At 33.5% G+C, this 22,554-nt stretch carries 25 protein-coding genes, 1 pseudogene and 1 riboswitch; of the genes and pseudogenes, 19 read left to right on the top strand and 7 right to left on the bottom strand.

The annotated features are described in order from the left end of the window. The first annotated feature begins 161 nt into the window (after positions 1-161). The 9 genes from ACGK9U_RS15175 (at position 162) to ACGK9U_RS15215 (ending at position 6,022) form a co-directional block, all read left to right on the top strand. The gene (locus ACGK9U_RS15175) at positions 162-878 is read left to right on the top strand and encodes a hypothetical protein (protein ID WP_394467361.1); all 717 of its coding nucleotides are present in this window, start codon (positions 162-164) and stop codon (positions 876-878) included. Positions 879-1,074: 196 nt separating this feature from the next. After that, a complete protein-coding gene (locus ACGK9U_RS15180; RefSeq protein WP_394467362.1) occupies positions 1,075-1,527 on the top strand; it encodes an SRPBCC domain-containing protein in 453 nt (150 codons plus the stop codon). A gap of 8 nt (positions 1,528-1,535) precedes the next feature. Next, complete coding sequence (locus ACGK9U_RS15185; protein ID WP_394467363.1) at positions 1,536-1,985, top strand: DUF1801 domain-containing protein; 450 nt, start codon at positions 1,536-1,538, stop codon at positions 1,983-1,985. 130 nt (positions 1,986-2,115) lie between these two features. After that, positions 2,116-2,541: a hypothetical protein gene (locus tag ACGK9U_RS15190; protein WP_394467364.1), complete on the top strand. Its 426-nt coding sequence runs from the start codon at positions 2,116-2,118 to the stop codon at positions 2,539-2,541. Between the two features lie 174 nt (positions 2,542-2,715). Next, a complete protein-coding gene (locus tag ACGK9U_RS15195) occupies positions 2,716-3,135 on the top strand; it encodes a DUF3995 domain-containing protein (protein WP_394467365.1) in 420 nt (139 codons plus the stop codon). A 167-nt stretch (positions 3,136-3,302) separates the two neighbouring features. Then, the gene (locus ACGK9U_RS15200) at positions 3,303-3,923 is read left to right on the top strand and encodes a hypothetical protein (protein WP_394467366.1); all 621 of its coding nucleotides are present in this window, start codon (positions 3,303-3,305) and stop codon (positions 3,921-3,923) included. A 133-nt stretch (positions 3,924-4,056) separates the two neighbouring features. After that, positions 4,057-4,548 (top strand): hypothetical protein, encoded by a 492-nt coding sequence (locus tag ACGK9U_RS15205; protein WP_394467367.1) that lies wholly within the window; start codon positions 4,057-4,059, stop codon positions 4,546-4,548. Positions 4,549-4,710: 162 nt separating this feature from the next. Further along, positions 4,711-5,145: a hypothetical protein gene (locus tag ACGK9U_RS15210; RefSeq protein ID WP_394467369.1), complete on the top strand. Its 435-nt coding sequence runs from the start codon at positions 4,711-4,713 to the stop codon at positions 5,143-5,145. Positions 5,146-5,353: 208 nt separating this feature from the next. Then, a complete protein-coding gene (locus tag ACGK9U_RS15215) occupies positions 5,354-6,022 on the top strand; it encodes a hypothetical protein (RefSeq protein WP_394467370.1) in 669 nt (222 codons plus the stop codon). Positions 6,023-6,325: 303 nt separating this feature from the next. Here ACGK9U_RS15215 and ACGK9U_RS15220 read toward each other — a convergent pair whose 3' ends face one another. Next, positions 6,326-6,529, bottom strand: a complete 204-nt coding sequence (locus ACGK9U_RS15220) for a hypothetical protein (RefSeq protein WP_394467371.1) — start codon at positions 6,527-6,529, stop codon at positions 6,326-6,328. Between the two features lie 195 nt (positions 6,530-6,724). On the opposite strand from ACGK9U_RS15220, the gene ACGK9U_RS15225 reads away from it, so the two are divergent. Both ACGK9U_RS15225 and ACGK9U_RS15230 read left to right on the top strand, forming a co-directional pair. Next, entirely contained in the window at positions 6,725-7,321 is a 597-nt protein-coding gene (locus ACGK9U_RS15225; protein ID WP_394467373.1) for a LamG domain-containing protein, read from the top strand. A 177-nt stretch (positions 7,322-7,498) separates the two neighbouring features. Continuing rightward, positions 7,499-9,817, top strand: a complete 2,319-nt coding sequence (locus ACGK9U_RS15230) for a BspA family leucine-rich repeat surface protein (RefSeq protein WP_394467374.1) — start codon at positions 7,499-7,501, stop codon at positions 9,815-9,817. A gap of 210 nt (positions 9,818-10,027) precedes the next feature. On the opposite strand, the gene ACGK9U_RS15235 is transcribed toward ACGK9U_RS15230, so the two are convergent. The 6 genes from ACGK9U_RS15235 to ACGK9U_RS15260 all read right to left on the bottom strand — a co-directional run bounded on the left by ACGK9U_RS15235 (position 10,028) and on the right by ACGK9U_RS15260 (position 14,794). Continuing rightward, positions 10,028-11,050, bottom strand: coding sequence for an acyl-CoA dehydrogenase (locus tag ACGK9U_RS15235; RefSeq protein WP_394467375.1), 1,023 nt, complete (start codon positions 11,048-11,050; stop codon positions 10,028-10,030). Between the two features lie 100 nt (positions 11,051-11,150). Beyond that, positions 11,151-11,762 carry a nicotinamide riboside transporter PnuC gene (gene pnuC / locus ACGK9U_RS15240; RefSeq protein ID WP_394467377.1) on the bottom strand — a complete coding sequence of 204 codons (612 nt, stop codon included), beginning with the start codon at positions 11,760-11,762 and terminating at the stop codon, positions 11,151-11,153. 63 nt (positions 11,763-11,825) lie between these two features. After that, positions 11,826-11,936: riboswitch (TPP riboswitch) on the bottom strand. A gap of 116 nt (positions 11,937-12,052) precedes the next feature. Beyond that, complete coding sequence (locus ACGK9U_RS15245) at positions 12,053-12,529, bottom strand: CIA30 family protein (protein ID WP_394467379.1); 477 nt, start codon at positions 12,527-12,529, stop codon at positions 12,053-12,055. 48 nt (positions 12,530-12,577) lie between these two features. Further along, positions 12,578-13,528, bottom strand: a complete 951-nt coding sequence (locus ACGK9U_RS15250) for a family 43 glycosylhydrolase (RefSeq protein WP_394467380.1) — start codon at positions 13,526-13,528, stop codon at positions 12,578-12,580. 25 nt (positions 13,529-13,553) lie between these two features. Beyond that, the gene (locus tag ACGK9U_RS15255) at positions 13,554-14,363 is read right to left on the bottom strand and encodes an amidohydrolase family protein (RefSeq protein ID WP_394467381.1); all 810 of its coding nucleotides are present in this window, start codon (positions 14,361-14,363) and stop codon (positions 13,554-13,556) included. Between the two features lie 35 nt (positions 14,364-14,398). After that, positions 14,399-14,794 carry a DUF2721 domain-containing protein gene (locus ACGK9U_RS15260; protein WP_394467382.1) on the bottom strand — a complete coding sequence of 132 codons (396 nt, stop codon included), beginning with the start codon at positions 14,792-14,794 and terminating at the stop codon, positions 14,399-14,401. A 93-nt stretch (positions 14,795-14,887) separates the two neighbouring features. Between ACGK9U_RS15260 and ACGK9U_RS15265 the strand changes: the two are divergent. From ACGK9U_RS15265 to ACGK9U_RS15300, 8 genes and pseudogenes are all read left to right on the top strand, one after another. Beyond that, a pseudogene (locus ACGK9U_RS15265) lies at positions 14,888-16,147 on the top strand (DUF2851 family protein); the annotation flags it as partial. 52 nt (positions 16,148-16,199) lie between these two features. After that, a complete protein-coding gene (locus ACGK9U_RS15270; RefSeq protein WP_394467383.1) occupies positions 16,200-16,427 on the top strand; it encodes a PspC domain-containing protein in 228 nt (75 codons plus the stop codon). 3 nt (positions 16,428-16,430) lie between these two features. Then, positions 16,431-17,450 (top strand): potassium channel family protein, encoded by a 1,020-nt coding sequence (locus ACGK9U_RS15275; RefSeq protein WP_394467384.1) that lies wholly within the window; start codon positions 16,431-16,433, stop codon positions 17,448-17,450. A 107-nt stretch (positions 17,451-17,557) separates the two neighbouring features. After that, entirely contained in the window at positions 17,558-19,180 is a 1,623-nt protein-coding gene (locus ACGK9U_RS15280) for an alanine/glycine:cation symporter family protein (protein ID WP_394467386.1), read from the top strand. A 20-nt stretch (positions 19,181-19,200) separates the two neighbouring features. After that, entirely contained in the window at positions 19,201-20,076 is an 876-nt protein-coding gene (locus tag ACGK9U_RS15285) for a ComEA family DNA-binding protein (RefSeq protein WP_394467387.1), read from the top strand. Positions 20,077-20,090: 14 nt separating this feature from the next. Then, complete coding sequence (locus ACGK9U_RS15290) at positions 20,091-21,257, top strand: acyl-CoA dehydrogenase family protein (RefSeq protein ID WP_394467388.1); 1,167 nt, start codon at positions 20,091-20,093, stop codon at positions 21,255-21,257. A gap of 84 nt (positions 21,258-21,341) precedes the next feature. Continuing rightward, on the top strand, positions 21,342-21,536 hold the full coding sequence (rpsU, locus tag ACGK9U_RS15295; RefSeq protein ID WP_346240140.1) for a 30S ribosomal protein S21: 195 nt from the start codon (positions 21,342-21,344) through the stop codon (positions 21,534-21,536). 127 nt (positions 21,537-21,663) lie between these two features. Then, on the top strand, positions 21,664-22,554 hold the full coding sequence (locus ACGK9U_RS15300; protein ID WP_394467390.1) for a tyrosine-type recombinase/integrase: 891 nt from the start codon (positions 21,664-21,666) through the stop codon (positions 22,552-22,554).

A 22,554-nucleotide genomic window follows, 5' to 3' on the forward strand; every position in this document is an offset into this window, starting at 1 on the left:
AGCCCTATTGAATATCGAGCTCATTATTGTCAAAATTAATTATAAATTTGTCTAAGGTTTTGGGGGCAGTCCATTTTCTATTCGTTTTTTATTTACTAAATTAGGTGCTTAAACACGCCACTAACCATACACAAAACCGTTGCCACACATTTGAGAAAAATATGAGAAACATTATAATTTTAGGAATTACATTAATTTTTCTGACTTCTTGTGGAAATGACGAAAAGCCAAAAGTGATTTACCCAGAAAATGAAGAAATTGAAACAACGGAATTAAAAAAAGATTCAACTCTAATAGAAATTGCTGACATTCCAATTCATATTGACAGTACAAAATATTTAATTCATCCGATTGGAGAATATAGAATGTATGGTTCCAGAGGAAAAGTTTATTTTGGGTCTTCTAGTTATGGTTCTGGAAGTTTCTCAATAACTAATTTCGATAGATATGAAATAACAGGAAATCTTCACAATCTCAAATTTCAACAACTTGATTCTGACAATCTAACCTCATTAACTACAAAAAATATACGAATCAAGTCAATCACTTTTTTACGAGATATATTTGACAACACAAAAAAGCAAATTCTAATTTATCGTGTGTTGGACAAAGACACTAATCGAGACAATGAACTTGACGATAATGACGTAGAGACTTTGTACATAAGTAACATAGACGGCTCACAATTTGAAAAACTGACATCCGAATTTCAAGAATTTATAGATTGGAAACAATTAGGGATTAAAAATCGAATATATTTTAGGAGCATCGAGGACACCAACAAAAATGGCGAATTTGATAAGGATGACAAAGTGCATTATCAATACGTGGATTTTAACAATGACAAACGAATTGTTACTGAATATAAACCGATATAAAAACGTGTGGCAACAATGGCTATAAGTAATTGCTTGTTCTCGCCTACTTCTGAAAATCCTCGCGGATTTTCAGTTTGGTGTGTACTTGCTAAGTTAACCGATAAACCACGCAACTACTCATAGCCGAGACCGTTAGCGGTCATTGTTGGACGACCAAAATAGAAAGACATAAAACAATAAATACTTCAAATAAAATATGAATTCAAATTCTGACAATGAGATTTACAGTTCTAGAGAAGTGAATGCTCCTTTAGAAATACTGTATCAAACGTTTGCAAACCCACATCAATTAAAACAATGGTGGGGACCAGAGGGGTTTACAAATACTATTCATGAATTTGATTTACGACCTGAAGGAAAGTGGGTTTTAACTATGCACGGGCCAGAAAAAGGCAACTACGAAAACTCGTCTGTGTTTAAAACTGTTGAGCCAAATAAATTAATCGGTTGGACACGGACTTCGCAACCGCTGTTTGACATGGAAGTAGGGTTTGAAAAAATAAGCGATTTAAAATCTAGAATTTCCTTTCGCATGATTTTTAAAAAGATTGAAGAGTGTAAGAAAATGAAAGATTTTGTTGTTCCTAAAAATGAAGAGAACTTTGACAGGTTGGAGAGAGAGCTACTTGAAATTTTAAAGGACAAATAGAACAATAAATGAACATTCAAGAACAAATCAAAGAGTATATTGCCTCTCAACCTGAGCCAAAACGTTCAGATATTGAAGCCTTGCACAAACACATTCTTCAACTATTGCCAAAATGCAAATTGTGGTTTTTGAATAGCAAAGACGAGAATGGAAAAGTCGTTACAAATCCCAACATTGGATATGGACTTCAAACTATAGGATATGCTGACGGAACAACCAAAGATTTTTATCAAGTTGGTATTAGTGGAAACACAACCGGAATTTCAGTAAATGTTATGGGCATTGAAGATAAAAAGTATTTGCCTATAACATACGGAAAGAAAATAGGTAAGGCAAGTGTAACGGGTTACTGCATTAAGTTCAAATCTTTGAAAGACATTAACATTGATATACTTGAAGAAGCAATAAAAGATGGAGTTAAAAAACAACGAACCGCTAACAATGTATATAAAAAATAGGCGAAATAGTGCTAAAATAAAGGTTTGTAGCTCGCATCAAACTTTGTACTTAACCGAAAGCTCAATGCTTCGAAATCGCCTACTTTTCATATACTAACCGTTGGGTGTAATTTAAAAAACTCTTTAGACTTTGAATAAATCAAATAGAATAAGAATTTTTATTTATCTCGGATTTATTCTGATTATTGGATTTATTATCTCAAAAAGTATAAAAAAGGAAAATGACATTTCTGAAAATTACTCATTCACTTTTGGAAAAATATACAAGAAAACTAAAAATTTGACAGACAGAAACTGTAGTTCAAATTATTATTATGAATTTTATTTTAATGGGATAAAATATAGTGGAGAAGATTGTGGACATGACTATTTTATAGTGAATGACAAATTATATTGCAAAGTAGAATTTTCAACTGCTGACCCAAATCAAAATAAAATGTATTTTCTGGACCTTTTTTTACAAAAAACTATAAATAATGGAAATAAAATTGATACGATTTACGAACCATTATCGGAAAACAAAGAAATTGCAGATAAAATTATAAATCTTCATTAATAAAAAACTACACCCAACAACGGCTATAATTCAGCGTGGCTTGATGATTAATATAACAAACTTTTCTTACTTTTAACAAACCTGATTTCTCTGCGGACAAATCCTGCGGATTTATCCACGCCGAAATCATAGCCAAACCGTTAGCACCAATTTGAGAACAATAAACTGAAAACTATGATTTTATCAATTTTATTAAGTATAATACTAATTGGGCTTGGACTAATTCATTTCAATTGGGTCATCGGAGGAAAATTTGGTTTTGCGGAATCGTTACCGACAAAGGAAAGCGGAGAAAGAGTCTTGAATCCAAAAAAAATTGATAGTGCGATAGTTGGGATTGGATTGACTGCTTTTGGAATTTTTTATGTTCTTAAATCTGGATTTTTTGAATACAATTTACCTGAATGGATTATGAAATATGGAAGTTGGATAATACCAGCAATATTTCTGTTGCGAGCAATTGGCGAGTTTAAATATATTGGATTTTTTAAAAGCATAAAAAAAACTGATTTCGGAAAATGGGACACCAAACTATTTTCGCCTCTATGTTTGATAATCGGAATATTTGGAATATTAATTCAACTTATGAAATAAAAAACTGGTGCTAACATTGTATAAAAATAATGCTTAGTTTAGTGCTTAATCAAGAGTTAGTGCAGTTTTGCTAGCTTCTGATTTTCCTTCGGAAAATCCTCGCACACAAAACCGCACTATTCTTATACGTAACCGTTACCACACATTTGAGAAAAATAGTTTTCATATTGACAATTTTAGTTTTCCAACAAAATCTTTACTCACAAAAAGAAATCGTTGGAAAAGTGGAATATTATATCTCAAATAATTACGACATTCCATCATTTACTGCTTCATCAGAAAAAACAATAAAGTATCTAAATTCTCGTAGACAACAAATAGAATTAATTCAAGGAAATTCAATTACAGAAATTAAAACTGACACAACTGGAATTTTTAAAATCAATATAAAACTTGACGAAAATCTTAAGATAACGGTCAATAAAAAATCTAAGTTATTGGCATCTGAATTTCAATTTAGTTCAAATCAATTAAATGACACTTTAAAATTAAGAATTACGGACGAAAAAATAGATATTTACAAAGACTCCATTGCTTCTCCTAAATTTTATAATATGTATAACGAAAATCAAGCGTATTCGGACTTTGAGAATGGAAAAAAAAGGATTCTAACTGGAGCTGGTTTTGTATCAAAAGAATCATCAATACGGAGAAAAAAATTATCAGAAGAATACGGGTTTGAATACGAACCTATTCACGGATGTATAATTTTAAGTTCTGAATCTCGAATTATCTATCGTTACAATAAAATAATGAAAAAATTAATAGGAATAAAAAACGTGTGGTAACACCGTGTAAAAATAATCGCTTGGTTCTAGCCTACTCGGAAAATCCTGCGGATTTTCCTCTGGTTCGTTCCATTTTTAGTAAGTTAGTTGCTTACACACGCAACTATCCTTACACAAACACGTTGTAAGTAATTTGAGAAAAACACTAACTATAATATTGATTTTGACCTTCGGACTATTTTCTTGCAAGTCCGACAAAAAATACTGGGACTATAATGAAACAGACTTTTATGAAGTTCAAGGAATTATTGATATTGTCGCTCTAAATAGTAACCCTTTTGATAGTCCAAGCATCAAAAATGTAAGTTATACTTATTTTTTAGACCGACCTATTCCTAAAAAAGGGACTGAAAAAAATATTGACTTATTGGAAATTAACAATGGAATTTATTTCAAACATATTGAAAACGGATATCCCATTTCAATTTTCGTTCACAAGAATGACGAAAATATTAGTTTCTGTGGACGGATTGGAATTCTTGACAGTTTAAACCCAAAGGAAAAAGAGTTTCTTACTAAACACTTTCAAAATAAAATGGAAAAACTAAAAAAAGAAACACCGGAATACATTTACAACGCATTAGTAAAAGATACAATAACGGAAAATCAAACTGACAAAAAATAAAAAACTACTTACAACAAAGTATATAAAAAATTGCTATTTTTAGCTTAACCAATGTGAGTTGCTTTGTTTGCTTGCATCCGATTTTCCTTCGGAAAATCCTCGCACACAAACACGCAACTTTCCATATACATAAACGTTGGGCACTATTAACACTACGAGAGAATGATTAAGAAACTTTCAATTTCAAATATTTTATTTTTTGTAATTACAATGGTTATATTCGTTACCTCATTGACTCAAAAAATTTATTTTGTTGTGGGTTCTGATGACTCTGATGCAATGAGTGGATTTTTAGCACTTCTTCTTGGGTGGTATTATATGTTTGATTTGAGAGTAATTCCTTGGTTAGCAAACCCTCTTTTATTTTTATCATTTATATTTACATCAACCTACAAAATAAAAAAAGCAAAAATAGTCGGAACAATAGCCTTCATATTTAGCCTCTCTTTTTTGCTTTTTGACAAAATCCTTGTTAATGAAGGAGGCTTTGAAAAGGAAATAATTGGATATGGCTCTGGTTATTGGCTTTGGGTTTTTAGTATGTTCATTAATATAGTTGGAATATTTATTAGTGAATACTTAAATTCGGACAACTAATTTTATAAGTATTTGTCCAAACAATAAAAAACGACTGACTGATGAGCAAACATCAGAAGAAAAAACAGTGCCCAACACAGTATCCTATGAAAAGCACTAGCCTAGTTCTGAAAATCCTTGCGGATTTTCAGTTTGGTGTGTACTTGCAAAGTTAAGTGCTAAACCACGCAACTACTCATAGCCGAGACCGTTGTACGCAATTTGAGAAATGAACATCAGAATTACATATTTCATTATTTTTTTAGTCTTATTTGGATGTAGTGACCCTTCATATCAAATTACTAAAGACGGAATAAATAGAGACAAACCGATTCAAGATGGATTTGACTTGATTGAAATATTCGTAACAGAATTTAATGAAGAAGGAAGACCGACAAAATATACTGATGGAATATCACTCTTCTGTGGACCAACAAAAGGATTTTCTGGACATTTAGGCGAAAACGTATATAATCAAACAGAAAAAAATTTGATTTCTAAAAATCGAAAGAAAATGGACACCATAATGGCTTTGAACGGAAACTCACTTGGCGGAGAAGGACACGACAAAAGAATTATGGAATACATTGATAGTAAAAATCTTATTGACAGTATTATCAGTGAAAATTTTCCTTTTGAAGCCCAAAGAAAAATCAGATTTTTTGAAAAAAGTGAAAATTACAAGTGGGTTTTCACAAAAGACGGAGTGGCTGACTTAAAATTTTACGATTATTCGAAAAATGTGTTTGACACGCTACCTATGGACTTGAAAAAGAACCAATGGTATCTTTTAAATTTTTCTAATGCTTCGAATATAATTGACAAAGTATTTTTTAGAATAAAGGAAAACGGAGAAATAGAGCAATTCGAATATTATAAAGTAATAATGGGAGTATGAAAAAACTGCGTACAACAATGGTAACCGTTGCACAAGTCCATAATTTTATAAAAACAAGCTAAAAACACGCTCTTTTAAGGGCGTTTATTTTTTGGTTCAAATAGTTTTTAAGCAAAAATTAGTGGGACTGTATGATGCTAAAATTCGCGTTAGCATTGCTTTTATGGCATGCATATGGGCACTTAGGCTTGCTGTGCCACTTTTACTGTTCTTTTCCATGAACCCTAGGTGCTTTTTAAGGTAGTAGTTCTAAACTCCCCTAAAAAACCAAAAGCGCTTAATCTTCCCAACCCGTTCAACGCATTACAATCCTGAGTTTCTCCTTGTTGGATGCATGGCTTGATGCTCTTTAAACTCCCCGATTTCCTCCTTTAAGGTTTTGTTGAGGTTTTGGAGCAGGTTGTTTTGGAATTTCATAATGCCTATTAAATCGTGCATGGCATTTAGGTTTTCCAATTGTTTGAAGACTATCTCTTCTAAATCGGCTTTGGTGTATCTTGTGCTCATAGTGTTTAATATCAGTAATTAATTTTGATATTAGTTTAGTGTTTGGAGTAAACATGAAACTTGTGCTTTGTTAATGTCCTCCCTTAATAAATAATTTTTGTTCAAAACGATTTGCAACTTATTTTTAAAAATGGGTTATTTGTAAAATAGAAGTAAAACAACTACAAATACATAGTAACTTAAGAGTATTTAACAATGAAAACAACAATTCTAATTTTTTTATTATTTATATCGGGCTTATCAATGGCACAACCAGGTAATGCTCTTAATTTTGATGGTGGCAATGATGTAGTAGTTGTCCCCAACAATCCCATACTTGAGTTTTCAAACGGAACTATTGAAGTATGGATAAAACCCGATTGGGTATCTGGAACCGCTGGGTATAACCCCAGTTTTATAGGTTTAAGAGATGGCAGTCATTCCAGATTTAGTTTTCACATCAAGAATGATTATTCAACAATCGATTTATATAATGGAGGAGCATACTCTTTTAGTTATCCCTTTTCGCAGGGCGAATGGTATCACATTGCTCTTGTTTTGAAAAATTCTTCAACCGATGTTTATATTAATGGATTGTACCAGGGAGCAATAGGTGCAAGCATAAGCACATTTTGGACAGGTCAAAACCTGAACATAGGCAGCAGTAATGGTTTAACCGAAAACTTTAAAGGCGAAATTGATGAAGTTCGCATTTGGTCAAGCCAAAGGACAGCTTGCGAAATTGCATCATATAGAAATATAGAACTAGTGGGTAATGAAACCGGCTTGTTGGCATACTACAATTTTAACTAGGGTTTTGCCGGAGAAAACAACGGTTTTGAAACATCGCTTACCGACTTAACCGGCAATCAATTTGATGGAACACTTAATAATTTTACCCTGCAAGGAACAACTTCCAACTGGATTGCTTCTGGAGCAGATGTTACTACTTCTAACACACCTGTAGACAATATCCCTCCAGTATTAAATTTGCCAGCTGATGTTGGCGCAGAATGTGGATCGGGTTTAGATCCTGACAATACCGGAATGGCAACAGCCACTGATAGTTGTGATGCAGACCCTGTTATAACACTTTCTGATGTGAACAATGGTTCATTTGTAACAAGAACATGGAAAGCCACCGATGCCAGCGGTAATGAAACTACCGGTGAACAAATTATTACAATAATTGACAATACACCACCTGCAACACCTGTGCTCGCTACGCTGGTAGGAGAAACTTCGGTAACTGCCGTGACACCCACCACTACCGATGCCTGTTCCGGAACCATAACAGGCACCACATCCGATCCTACTGTATATACCGAACAGGGAGTTTATACCATTACATGGTCATTTGACGATGGAAACAGCAACACAACAACTGCAGACCAAAAGGTAATTGTTGATAATGGGCTAAACATGAAGCTTGAATTCAACACCAGTTTAAGTTCAGGAACAACCATTACACTGCCCTTAAACGGAAACGTGGATGTTACAGTTAATTGGGGAGATGGCAATATTGAAAATACAGCAGTTGCCGCTAATTTTACACATACCTACTCCAGCGAAGGAACCTACACGGTATTCATTAGTGGATCGTTGACCCATTTTGGAAGCAACAATTATCCTAACGCTGATAAGTTAACCAAGGTAACAAGCTTTGGATCCTTAGGAATTACCGATTTATCTTATGCTTTTCACAATGCAAAAAACTTAACTGAAGTTCCCTCTGCACTTCCCGCAGATGTTACCAATACTTCATACATGTTTTATTTTGCCGAAACTTTTAACCAAGACTTAAACAATTGGGATGTGAGTAAGGTTACAAACATGGATTATATGTTTTCAATGGCTTATGATTTTAACGGTAACATTTCTGGCTGGGATGTAGGGCAGGTAACTACTATGAGAAGGATGTTTCGTTATGCCACCGTCTTTAACCAGGATTTAAACAATTGGGATGTAAGCAAAGTAGCTAACATGGCTCAATTATTTGAAGATGCTGTTTTGTTTAATGGAAATATCAGAAACTGGGATGTGAGTAGTGTACAGAACATGTATTCAATGTTCTCTTATGCCAAAAAATTCAACCAAGATATAGGCAACTGGAATGTAAGTAAAGTAACAGACATGAGCTGGATGTTTTATGAGGCAGATGCATTTACTCAGGACTTAAATAACTGGAATGTAAGCAATGTAACCACTTTGGAGGGAATGTTTAGCGATACAGATTTGTTTAATGGAAACATTGATAACTGGGATGTGAGTAAAGTAACCGATATGGTAGAATTGTTTTACGGTTCCCTGGCGTTTAACAGAGATATAAGTGGCTGGAACGTGAGCAAAGTAACTGATATGTCATATATGTTTGCTTATACGGAAAATTTCAATCAGGATATAAGCAGTTGGGATGTGAGTAATGTAACAAATATGTATAGGATGTTTGTTCTTGCAATAGCTTTCGACCAGAATATCAGCAATTGGAATGTAAGCAAGGTAACAAGTATGCATGCTATGTTTGATCATGCAACATCTTTTGATCAGGATATTAGTAGCTGGGACGTGAGTAGCGTCACAGATATGAGTTTTATGTTTTATGGTACAGCTTTATCAACTGTAAATTATGATGCTTTATTAAATGCATGGTCAAACCTTATGCTAAAAAGCAATGTTAGTTTTCATGGTGGAAATAGCACATACAGCTGCTTAAGCGAAGCTGCCAGAACTAACATTAAGAATAATTTCAATTGGAATATTAACGATGCCGGACTTTTTAGTGATGATGTAGGCATCAGTGTACAGCCTGCAAGCTCGACAAGCGTTAATGAAAACACACCGGATATTGAACTTTCGGTAGGGGCAAGCGGAGAAGTTGCCTTATCTTATCAATGGTATAAAGATGATCTTGCTATCACAAGTAATGGAGACAGCTCTTCTTTAATAATACCCACCCTGCCTGCTAACAGTGGAACTTACCATTGTGTGGTAACTAGTGCTTGTGGTGCAAGCGAACAATCAGCAGATGCTGTTGTAGACATTATGGGTACTACTTTAAATAATCCGACAAGTGAGGAAAGTCCAATTACCATATATCCTAATCCTGTGTCTGATAAACTATATATTGAAATAAAGACCAATGCTATTCAAAAAGTAACCATTTGGAATTTAGAAGGTAAACAGTTAATACAAAAATCAAATGACTCAATAAGTGGACTACTGGATGTTTCTTTTCTTGAAAGCGGGGTTTATATTATGAATATTCAAACTAATGATAAAATCATAATAACAAAAATCATAAAAGAATAGTGCAAATTTAATTATAGGTAATAAGAAAAGATTATAATATTGTTTTAAAATCTATAGCCCAATAGTGAGAGCTTTTAACTACTGCTAACAACATGCGGTATAGTTGGTAAGGGTTTCAGTGGTTTTTCAGAGTGCAGTAACACGCTTCAAAATTTACTGCAACTTGCTAGACAAAAAGAACGAAATATCTTACTATTTATGCCGCTAATGTTACTGTCTTCTAGAGAAAACATGATGCTGTGTAGCCGTAAAATAATCTCTAAAAATTCTATTTAACAGATGCTTTTCACTACAAGCTTTAACACCCAATAGTGGGTATACTTTTAAAATAGCTTCCGAAATTGTTTTTACCGATGCCGCTGCGGTGGCGTGTAGGTTTTCAATATAGGCTTTTGTAATTTCGGTTTCGTTGGTGGTAAATATTTCTATATCTTCTGCAAATTTATAAAGCTGTTTGTTGGTTTTATAAAGCATCAAAATAAATGGTTTTAAAGGTTGCTGTTCTAAAACTAAAGAGGCTTCATCAAAAAAATGCTCCGCCATACCTAAATAGTTTACCCAAAGCGTTAAATCGGCAAACACCGAAAACGGTATTTTAAAAATGGGTTGTGGCAAATAAAAATTATTGTAAACAAAGGCATATTTTGAAGCAACCTTTACCGAATCAACCTTAAATGAATGGGTAGCGGTGGCTTTTAAACCCATAGTATCCCAATTTTCAATAATGGTAACTTCTTCTTTTGGAATTACAAATGAATATACCAAAGGCGTTCCGTCGGTATTCAACACAGGTTTGCCATTATCTATAATTTTGGCATTCAATGTAAAATGCGATAGGTAAGGAGCGCCCGTTGCATAATGCCATTCCCCAGAAATAATATAATCGTCACCTTGTTTCTCAGCAGTACCAAAAACACCACCACTACCTCCAAAGCAAACCGTATCTTTTGGATTTAAAAAAATGTGGTTGGCAACGTCTGGTTGTAAATTTCCAATAAAATAGGTAGCACCACTACAAAGTGTTACCGTCCAACCTAAGCTGCCATCGGTTTTAGCAAGGACTTGAAGTTGTTTTAAACCTTCAGTTAGGGATAACTCCAGTCCGTTATAAACTTTAGGTACCCACAAGCTCCATAGGTTTTTATTGGCAATCCATTCCAAAGTTTCGGTTGAAAATTCAGAAGCTTCCAACAAGTGTGGATTAAACGGTTTTGTATTGATTTCTCGATTCATTTAATATATACCTAATTTCAGTTCTAAGTATTGTTTTTAGTGTCACATTGAGCCTGTCGAAATGTTTTTGATGTCTTCAACAGGCTCAGACTGACAATTTTCATTCTTGAATGCTATTTCCTAATTGCATTGAATGTGTTGATATAATTTGTCGCCATTTAAAATACCCCGATGTGCCAACTGCAAACAGGAATATGGTTAAACCGGCGTAGATGTATAATTCTTTGTAAAATAATAACGGAATGGAAATGATGTTGCTAATGTTTAGGTAAATCCAGTTTTCCATTTTTCGTCTTGCCATAAGCCACATGCCAGCCCAAGCAAAAGCGGTGGTGGTAGCATCCCAATAAGGCACATCGGAATTGGTGTGTTGTGCTAACCAATACGCCATTAAAACAAAACAAACCACTACAATGCCGATGGCTTTTAGGTGTTCTTGCCAATTGGCATACGTAATTGGTACTTCCTCTTTTTGTTTGCCAAACTTCCAATAAAACCAACCGTAAATACTCATGTTTAGGTAGTAAAGGTGCAGCAGGATATCGGCATAAAGTTTGGATGCATAAAGTACCCAAATACCTATAAGTATGGAAATAATGCCAAATAAATAATTGTGAATATTATTTTTTCGGGCAAGAAGTACTTGGGTAATGCCGAAGCCAGTACCAAGCCATTGTAAGATCATAAGTGGTGAAAAAAAATCCGCAGTCATTGTTTTATAAATTTTTAAACGAATGAAGTACGGAGATGAACCAATAATGGAAAAATAGCTATGAAGCTTTGTCCATAAAATCCCTACGCTGGCATTACCCAGATCAGGTATCGAGCTTAAAAACTCTTGGGTATCATCTCAGCCTGTTAAAAACAAGCACCCCATTTTTGTGCAAAGTTATAGTTATAGATGGTATAATGAAAATTAAAGTTTGTTTTTTTACTATCTATAGAAGAAGCAATGCATACGAAGGTTTGATTTACTGTAAATTTTGTTAACTAGAAATAATTTTATTTAAGTGTAATAGACTCAATTTCTAGTTTAAATGATTCCTCTTTTTTATTTCCAATTAAAAATGCTATTTGAGCCATTTGTTCACCAGGATAGTTTGGTAATTTTAAAAGTTTGCCTCTAAAAGCAGGATACATTGTATTGAAAGGAATTTCAATAGTATGCCATTCTTTTTTAGCGCTAAAGCTAGCAACATAGGAGTGTTTATCATCTGTATTGCTTTTTGTTCTAAACTGATAGGTTTTACCATCACCTTTTACTTTAATACATACTGTGGAAAAAGTAGATACGCTTTTAGCGTCAAAATTATATTGAACCATTGAAAAACCACCATTATTTTCTAAAGAAACCTTGCCGCTAAAAACACCAAAACCGTTTAAATTAAAGCTGCTGTTAGATTTACCACCCATAACCACATCATTTATTGTCTTCCAATTAGTGATATTAGTCGTCGTTTTAAAATTGAAAATAGTCATGGCACTTTAAAAAAAATTAAATTAGAATATATAAAAACTGAAAGTTTTTTAATGGCTTACACCAGCATCGGTACGTTCTACTTCTTTTATAGTACCATCATCATTAAAATGTAAATATTCAGCACATACTTTACGTTGTTTTTTTTCGCAATCTAAATCGTTTTCAAGCCAGCGGTGGTAGAATAAAATCCATTCTCCCTTAAATTCAACTATAGAATGATGGTTATTACTTTCACCTTCAGCTTTCATAATAACACCTTGGTATTTCCATGGACCAATTGGTGTACTTGCTGTGTAATAGGTTAGTATTCGGTTATCTTCTGGCATGGTGTAATAATAAACATCGTTTCTTTTAAATACCCATGGGCCTTCTCTTTTGGGTTTGTATCCACCCATGTCCATGGCAATTAGGTTTTCTTTTACACTCAATAAATCATCATTCAACTTTGCAACAAAATAATCGCCACCACCATTAAAGTATATATAGCCTTTGCCATCATCATCTAAAAACAGGCATGGGTCGTTTGCATAAGGTGTTGTCCAAAGCGGTTTCCCTATAGGGTCTTTAAATGGTCCAGTGGGCGAATCGCTTACTGCCATACCAATACCCATCCATTTGGTACTATTTTTTGGGTTTACGCGGTCTTTAAAACCTGTTCCAGCTGGGAAACAGAAATAATACTTACCATTTTTATAGGCAGCATCTGGTGCCCAAGCATAATTATCAGCCCAAGATAAATCGTCAACACTTAAACATGCGCCGTGGTCTGTCCAGTTTATTAAATCGCTAGACGAAAATACGTGCCAATCTTTCATCCAAAAGTCTTCTTGACATTCTTCATCATGTGAAGTATACAAATACATTTTACCATCTGCCCAAACATGACCCGATGGGTCGGCAGTAAGGATATCACTTCCAAAATTTAAAGGGTTTTGAGAAAATCCCAAAGCACCTGTAGTTAATAATATAAGAGTAGAAAGGTTTTTTAAAGAAGTCATATGTAATGAATTTGTTTATGGTTTTTTAAAGTTTATTTACATCAATTTTAAAAAGTTCAGCAGCATTTTTCCAAAGAATCAATTCCTTTTTTTCTTGAGGAAGTTCTAGTTGATTCATGAAGTTTAAATACGATTTCATATTGCTTATTGGCCAATCTGTACCATAAAGTAAATATTTTGGGTCGCCAGCATAGGTTATCATTTCTTCAATTTCGGTTTTCATGTAGCGTTCAAATTTATCGGAGAAATCACCTAGAACTAATCCGGAAATATCGGCATGTACATTTTTGTTTTTGTAAACCACTTCCATACAATCTTTAATCCATGGATTGCCTACATGGCAAATCACTATTTTTAAATCGGGATAATCAACCGCTAAGTCATCAATATGTAAAGGGTGTGAGTATTTTACTTTTCCAGTTGGTGCATAGGTATCGCCTGAATGAAACATGACTGGCACATCAAATTCAATAGCCATATCATAAACAACTTTAAATCTAATATCATTAGGGTAAAAAGGTTCGTAACCTGGGTAAAATTTCAAACCTTTTATAAGTCCAGCTTCTAGGTATTCACTAATTTCTTTTAAGTCGCGGTAGTTGTAATTTAAGTAGCTTATACCAGCAACAACGCCTAGATTATCCCTGCCACTTATAGCTTCAACCACTTGTTTGGTACTTGGTCTGTGCTCGTTCACTTTATATGAAGAAAGCACTAACGAGTAATCTACCTTGTTTTCCAGCATGGTATCGGTTAGTTTGTTAAGGCAATCTTCTAAGGAAACAACGCGGTCTTCGTGGTAGTTATTTATATGGGTGTGAACGTCAATAATCATGAGGTGATGTGTTTAAAATTAAAAGAAATTAGGACTTAGTTATTTTCAATATCGCTAATATGGTGTTCAAGTGCTTTAACCGAAATTTGAATTTCCATAATTAACAATGCTAAGGATATAATAAGTAAAACAAGTGCAGTACCAAACACCCAAATAGCCAAGGTTTGTTGTTGTATGTAGGTTAAAAACATGGTGAGTACACAAAGTAACAAACTTGAAATGCCAAAAATTTGCATGGAGCGTGTTAGGTACAAGCGTTGTTTTATGTTTTTTATTTGCGCCATTAAAACCTTGTCTTTGTTCTTTTTGTACTTGCTGTGTAAATCTCTAATGGTTGCAGCGTATGCTAAAAAACGATTGGTATAAGCAAGCATTATTAACGATATGGCTGAAAATAATACAGCAGGTGTGGTGAGTGTTAATTCTTCCATTATATAGAGTTTAATCAAATTTAGCAACTTTAAAGTTTTTTAAGGGTATATTTTGCTTCAAATTATTTTTTACTTTAGGCGCATGCAAGAAGATTTTTACACTACATCTGGAAACATAAAAAAATAGATGTAAATAATTTGAAAACTACCCAAGGAGAATCGGTTTTGGTTACTTCGGTAGGACAGCATAATTTTAATTCGGGCCCCGATTTTTTTAATGCACAACTTAAAATAGGCGAACAACTTTGGGCGGGAAATGTGGAAATTCATGTAAAATCATCCGATTGGTTTTTGCACAACCACGAACAAGATAAAGCCTACGATAATGTTATTTTGCATGTGGTTTGGGAACACGATACCGATGTGTTTAGAAGTGATAATACACCCATTCCAACGCTGCAACTTAAAGATTTTATCAATAAGGATGTTTTAAATAATTATGAAAAACTATTTTCTAAAAATGGTAAATGGATTAATTGTGAAAATGATTTCGCTTCGGTTGATGATTTTATTTTGACCAATTGGTTGGAACGTCTGTATTTTGAAAGGTTAGAACGAAAGTTGGAAATCATTCAAGAACTTTTAGAAGCAACAAAAAACGATTGGGAAGCTGTTTTGTTTATTATGTTGGCTAAAAATTTTGGATTGAAGGTAAATGGTGAATCGTTTTATAGTTTGGCAAAATCCATTGATTTTTCAGTAGTAAGAAAATCACAATCCAGTTTAACAACCTTGGAATCTTTGTTGTTTGGACAATCGGGGATGTTGGATGATGATTTGGAAATACCCTATTATTTAGAATTGCAAAAAGAATATCAATTCTTAAAGCAAAAATTTAAGTTAAAAAATAATACCGTATTGCCTTTGCAGTTTTTTAGATTACGACCACCAAATTTTCCAACCATCAGGCTGTCACAATTAGCAAGTTTGTATTTTGAACATAAAACCTTGTTTTCAAAATTAATGGAAGCTAAGACCTTAGAAGATTTTTATAAAGTGTTTAAAGTGTCGGCATCATCTTTTTGGAATTCACATTACACATTTCAAAAAACATCAAAAACATCTTTAAAAACACTCACCAAATCGTTTATAGATTTATTGTTAATCAACACGGTTTTGCCTATTAAATTCTGTTATGCAAAAGAAAAAGGGGAGGAGGTTGATTTGGTTATTTTGAAAATTGTATCAGATATTGCATCAGAAAAAAACAGTATGGTGGATGCCTTTAATGGTTTAAAGAAAGTTTCAAATGCATCATTGCAATCGCAAGCACTCATTCAGCTTAAAACTGAATATTGCAATAAAAACAAATGTTTGCAATGTGCTATTGGTAATTCACTCATAAACCCATAAAGAAAAAAACCTATAAACTTTTAAACTAATAAACTTAATGCTAAATTGCAGCATGAACGGATTTTATAAACCATTATTATTTTTTCAAAAACATGGGTATTACGTGTGTCAACGTATTGCTGAGCGTTTGGGCATTAGGGCAAAAGTTGTTAGAACAACGTTTATGTATCTAACCTTTGTAACGCTTGGTTTTGGTTTTGCTTTATATTTGTTTCTGGCATTTTGGATGCGTATTAAAGATTTGGTTTATACCAAAAGATCTTCTGTTTTCGATTTATAATTTATGAACCCACTTATTAATTTTTTTAGAACCAAAATTTACACCGCTGTTTTTTTACTGGTTGTAATCTTGTTGATTGGTATCTCGGGTTATAAATTTATTTCAAATTATTCGTGGATTGATGCGGTTTACATGACGGTAATTACACTAACTACCGTTGGTTTTGGAGAGGTAGTGCCACTAGATTATAATTCTAAAGTTTTTACCATATTTTTAATTTTGGCCAGTGTTATAATCATGGGTTATGCACTTTCTATTATTACCGAATATATTTTAAGCAAAAACAATCTTGAAGAATTAAAACATAAAAAGATGGAAAAAGAGATTAATAGTTTTAAAAACCATGTGGTTATTTGTGGATACGGTAGAAATGGTAAGCAGGCGGCACAAAAACTGTTAACACATAAAAAAGCATTTGTTGTTATAGAGAAAAACAGAGATATGGAAGAACGTTTGAAATTAGACGAAGTTCCATATATAATAGGAAATGCTAATGAAGATGAAGTGCTTATGCAAGCAGGAATAGACCGTGCATCTAACTTTATTTCTGCCTTACCTAACGATGCAGATAATTTGTTTGTGGTGCTTTCAACCAGGCAAATAAATAAAGATATCAATATTATAAGTCGCGCATCCAACGAATCGTCTTACAATAAATTAAAATTTGCGGGAGCCAACAACGTTATTTTGCCCGATAAAATAGGAGGCGATCATATGGCTTCTTTAGTAGTAGTGCCAGGTTTGATGGAGTTTTTGGATAATCTTTCCATTGTTGGGAAATCAGATATTAATGTTGAAGAAGTTGCTGTAGAAAAGCTATTTAAAAAGGAAGAAATAAAAACAATTAAAGATTTAGACCTTCGAAAAAAAACAGGATGTACCATTATAGGTTATAAGGATGAAAATGGCGAATATATTGTAAACCCTGAAGCAGACCTGGAATTGGCGCCAAATTCTAAAATTATTGTTTTAGGCAGGCCAGAACAAATTGAAGCGCTTAATTCTACATACAATATCGAATAGAGAATTACCTATTTTAACAGCCAATGTTTTAAAAAATCATTTTTTTTTAGCATCTTGCTGTCTTTTAGTAAGAATCTTTCAAAAAAACTAACCAATTCAGTATATTTATGAAGAAGTACCTTCTTTCAATTTTCACATTAATTTTTCCAATTTTAACATTTGCTCAAGAATCAACATCCGAAAAAATCGATAGGGTTTTCAAAGATTATACAGGTTGGTTTGTAGAAGGTATTTTTTATGAAATTCCATTTTCTGAAGATTATAAAATTCCTTGGGTACTTATCGTTTTAATGGGAGGTGCTATCTTTTTCACCTTTTATTTTAAATTTATAAACTTCACGGGCTTTAGAACAGCATTGCGCGTTGTTCAAGGTAAGTATGAAGATATCGAAAAGCATGGAGCAGATACATTATATGGTGATCCCACACCAAATGAAGACCATAATATAATAGAAACACTAAGGGATGATAGTGCTCATGGAGAAGTGTCCCATTTTCAAGCATTAACAGCAGCATTGTCTGCAACTGTAGGATTGGGTAACATTGCAGGTGTTGCCGTAGCGTTGTCTATTGGTGGTCCTGGAGCTACTTTTTGGATGATTCTTGCCGGTTTATTAGGTATGGCTTCAAAATTTGCAGAATGTACTTTAGGTGTAAAATATAGAGATGTTGGTAAGGACGGAACTGTTTATGGTGGTCCTATGTATTATTTAACCAAAGGATTTAAAGAAAAAGGCATGGGTACTTTTGGTAAAATACTAGCGGTATTGTTTGCTGTTTTTGTTGTAGGAGGTTCTTTTGGAGGTGGTAACATGTTTCAAGCAAACCAAGCGGCAGCTCAATTTGTAAAGTTATTTGATTTTGAAAACGCAAATGCTGGTATGTATTTTGGTATTGTTATGGCTGCTATTGTAGCAGTTGTTATAATTGGAGGTATAAAACGTATAGCTTCGGTAACCGAAAAAGTAGTGCCTTTTATGGCTGGTATATACGTGTTGGCAGCTTTAATCATTTTGGGTGCCAATTGGCATTTAATTGATGATGCTTTTGCATTGATTTACCATGGCGCATTTTCTGGCTTAGGAATAGCAGGTGGTCTTGTAGGTGTTATGATTCAAGGAATTAGAAGAGGTGCTTTTTCTAATGAAGCAGGTGTAGGTAGTGCAGCCATTGCACATTCAGCAGTTAGAACAAAATATCCTGCAAGTGAAGGTATTGTGGCGCTTTTAGAGCCGTTTGTTGATACCGTTGTAATTTGTACCATGACGGCTTTAGTCATTGTAATTACAAATTTTGATGGCGCTTTTTTGGAATACGGTGTGCCTATAAAAGAAGGTGTGGAATTAACCGCTATCGCTTTTGATAGTGTGATACCTCATTTCTCAATAGTATTAACAATTGCCGTAATTTTGTTTGCTTTTTCCACCATGATTTCTTGGTCGTATTACGGTATGCAGGGATGGATATTTTTATTTGGAAAAGGAAAAACGAGCGATTTAGTTTATAAGATATTATTTTTGTTTTTCGTTATAGTAGGCTCGTCTATCAGTCTTGGTGCGGTAATAGATTTTTCAGATGCCATGATTTTTGCCATGGTAGTTCCTAATATTATTGGTGTTGTTATATTATCTCCAATAATTAGTAGAGAACTAAAACGCTATTTAAAAGCCATCAATATAAAACATGATGCTTTAGATGAGGGTGCTGAAGACCTTACTAAACATATGTAACAATTTTAAAATAATAAGATATGAAATCCCATTTCACGTTTTCTAAAAGTCAACGAAATGGGATTTTTTTATTAATTCTATTCATTGTTGTTTTACAATGTCTTTATTTTTATATCGATTTTTCTTCTGAAGACATTCAAACAAATAAAACCGAACTTGCTAAATTTCAAAATGAAATAGATTCATTAAGATTGATTGAACTTGAAGAGCGAAAGCCAAAAATTTATCCTTTCAACCCAAATTATATAACCGATTATAAAGGTGCTACTTTAGGGATGACCAATGAGGAAATCGACAGATTGCTCGCTTTTAGGAAACAAAACAAATGGATTAATTCTGCGAAACAATTTCAAGAAGTCACCAAAATATCCGATTCACTTTTAAATGCGATTTCACCCTATTTTAAATTTCCAGATTGGGTAGTGGAAGCAAATCAAAATCCAACACCTAAACCTAATCATACATTCAATAAAAAACCTAAAACCTTTGCCGAAAAGCAAGATTTAAATAAGGCAACAGCGCAAGATTTACAAAAAGTAAATGGCATTGGCGAATATTATTCAGAACGAATCATTAAACTTAGAAATTCTTTCCCCGGTGGTTTTATAGATATGGTACAGCTTCAAGATGTTTACGGATTGAAACCAGAAGTTATAGAAAAGATTGGTGAAGATTTTGCAATCAAAACACCGCGCGCTATCAAGAAAATAATATTAAATAAAGCAACTATAGATGAGTTGGTCACTATCCAACATATAGATTACAATTTAGCACGCAATATTGTAGAACAATGTCAATTGAGGGTAGGCTTTAAATCCTTTGAAGAATTAAAAAAAGTAAAAGACTTTCCAGTAAATAAAATCGATATAATTAAATTATATTTGTCGCTTGACTGAAAAAGAGCGTATAAATGAATAGTATGTACTTCACAGAAGAACATCATCTTTTTAGAAAAAGCCTTCAAGATTTTTTACAAAAAGAAGTCGTTCCTCATATTGAAACTTGGGAGCAAACAGGTGTTATCGATAAATTTATTTGGAAAAAATTTGGCGATATGGGCTTTTTTGGGATTAATTACCCTGAAGCTTATGGAGGCCTAAATCTAGATTTATTTTATACCGTTATCCTTTTAGAAGAACTACAAAAAATAAATTCAGGAGGTTTTGCAGCGGCAATTTGGGCGCATGCTTATTTGGCAATGACGCATCTTAATGCAGAAGGCGATGAGGCTATCAAACAAAAATATTTAAAACCAAGTATTTCTGGCGATAAGGTAGGCTGTTTATGTATTACCGAACCTTTTGGAGGTAGCGATGTAGCAGGCATGCGAACAACGGCGGTTAAAAGTGGCGACCATTATATCATCAACGGTTCAAAAACATTTATAACCAATGGTGTGTATAGCGATTATTTGGTTGTAGCGGCAAAAACAAGTCCAGAGTTAGGAAATAAAGGCATCAGTATTTTTGTTATAGATAGGGAGGCAGCTGGAGTTTCGGCTACCAAACTAAATAAATTAGGATGGCGAGCGTCAGACACTGGTGAAATTGCTTTCGACAATGTAAAAATACCTCTTGCAAATTTAATGGGTAACGAAAACCAAGGCTTCTCCTATATCATGCAGCATTTTGCTTTAGAGCGTTTAATAATGGGAATCAATGCCCACGCACGTGCAGAATTTGCTTTAGAATATGCGTTGCAGTACATGTCCGAGCGTATGGCTTTTGGTAAATCCATCGATAAATTTCAGGCATTAAGACACTCCATTGCCGATGCATATACTGAAATGGAAATCTGTAAAGAATTCAACTATTCGGTAACGTATCGATTAAATAAAGGGGAGTATGTTGTAAAGCATGCAACCATGTCTAAGCTAAAGTCAACCAAAATGGCAGATGAGGTTATTTACCAATGTTTGCAATTCTTGGGCGGTTACGGTTATATGGAAGATTATCCTATGGCAAGACTTTTACGTGATAGTAGGTTAGGACCTATTGGCGGTGGTACTTCAGAGATTTTAAGGGAAATTTTAGCAAAAATCATCATCGACAAAAAGGAATATAAACCCGCAACATAAAATAATTGTCAATTCTTAATTGTTAATTGATAATTATTTTTATTTTTGCACCCGAAAATCTAAAAGAGAGGAGGTTAAGACACTATGTTAATAATACCAATTAAAGAAGGAGAAAATATAGATAGAGCGCTAAAGCGTTTTAAGAGAAAGTTTGATAAAACTGGAACTAAACGTCAATTAAATGCACGTAAACAATTCACAAAGCCTTCAGTAGAACGTAGAGCGCAAATACAAAAAGCACAATACATTCAAGGTTTAAGAGATGCAGAAGATATATAATCTGTTCTCATATATAAATTAAAATCCCGCTACTAGCGGGATTTTTTTTTGCTTTAAGTTTTTTTTGTCACTATAAAGTTGTGTTCTTAACTTTTAACTTTTAACTTTAAAACTTTAAACTTAGAAAATGTCTTTCAAATCGTTTACAGATTATCTATTGCTGGAAAAAAACTATTCAGCACTAACAGTAAAGGCATATCAAAACGATTTAGATGCTTTTTCAGAATTCATAAAATTAGAATATCAAACCAATTCCATAAATCAAGTTAACTATGCACAAATCAGAACTTGGATTGTTACTTTGGTTGAAGGCGGTTTGTCCAATCGAAGCATCAACAGGAAAGTTTCAGCATTAAATACCTATTATAAGTTTCTTTTAAAAACAAATACCATTCAGGTAAACCCTTTGGTAAAACACAAAGCTTTAAAAACAAGTAAAAAAATCCAAATTCCATTTTCAGAAACCGAAGTATCAACAGCTCTAGACGATTTTAATTTTGAAAAAGATTTTGAAGGCATCCGGAATAAATTAATCATCGAATTATTTTACTCAACAGGAATAAGAAGGATAGAGTTGGTAGAACTGAAGCTGTTAAGTTTTAATTTGGATAATAAAACGTTAAAAGTATTAGGAAAAAGAAATAAGGAACGCATTATCCCGTTATTAGAATCAGTAATAAGCACCTTGAGTTTGTATTTAAAAGAACGAAGTGGTTTGGAACACATTATCGATAAGGAATTTTTATTTTTAACCCAAAAAGGAGTTAAAATTTATGAAACTCTTGTTTACAGAATAATAAATGATTATTTTAGTGAAGCATCTACCAAAGTAAAAAAGAGTCCGCATATATTAAGACATTCTTTTGCAACTCATTTATTAAACCAAGGTGCAGATTTAAATGCTGTTAAAGAACTTCTCGGTCATTCAAGTTTAGCTGCCACACAGGTTTATACACACAATAGTATTGCCGAGTTAAAAAAGGTACATATAAATTCGCATCCAAGAAGTAAAAAATAG

This window comes from Mariniflexile sp. HNIBRBA6329, from assembly GCF_043558645.1.
Lineage (GTDB): Bacteria > Bacteroidota > Bacteroidia > Flavobacteriales > Flavobacteriaceae > Mariniflexile.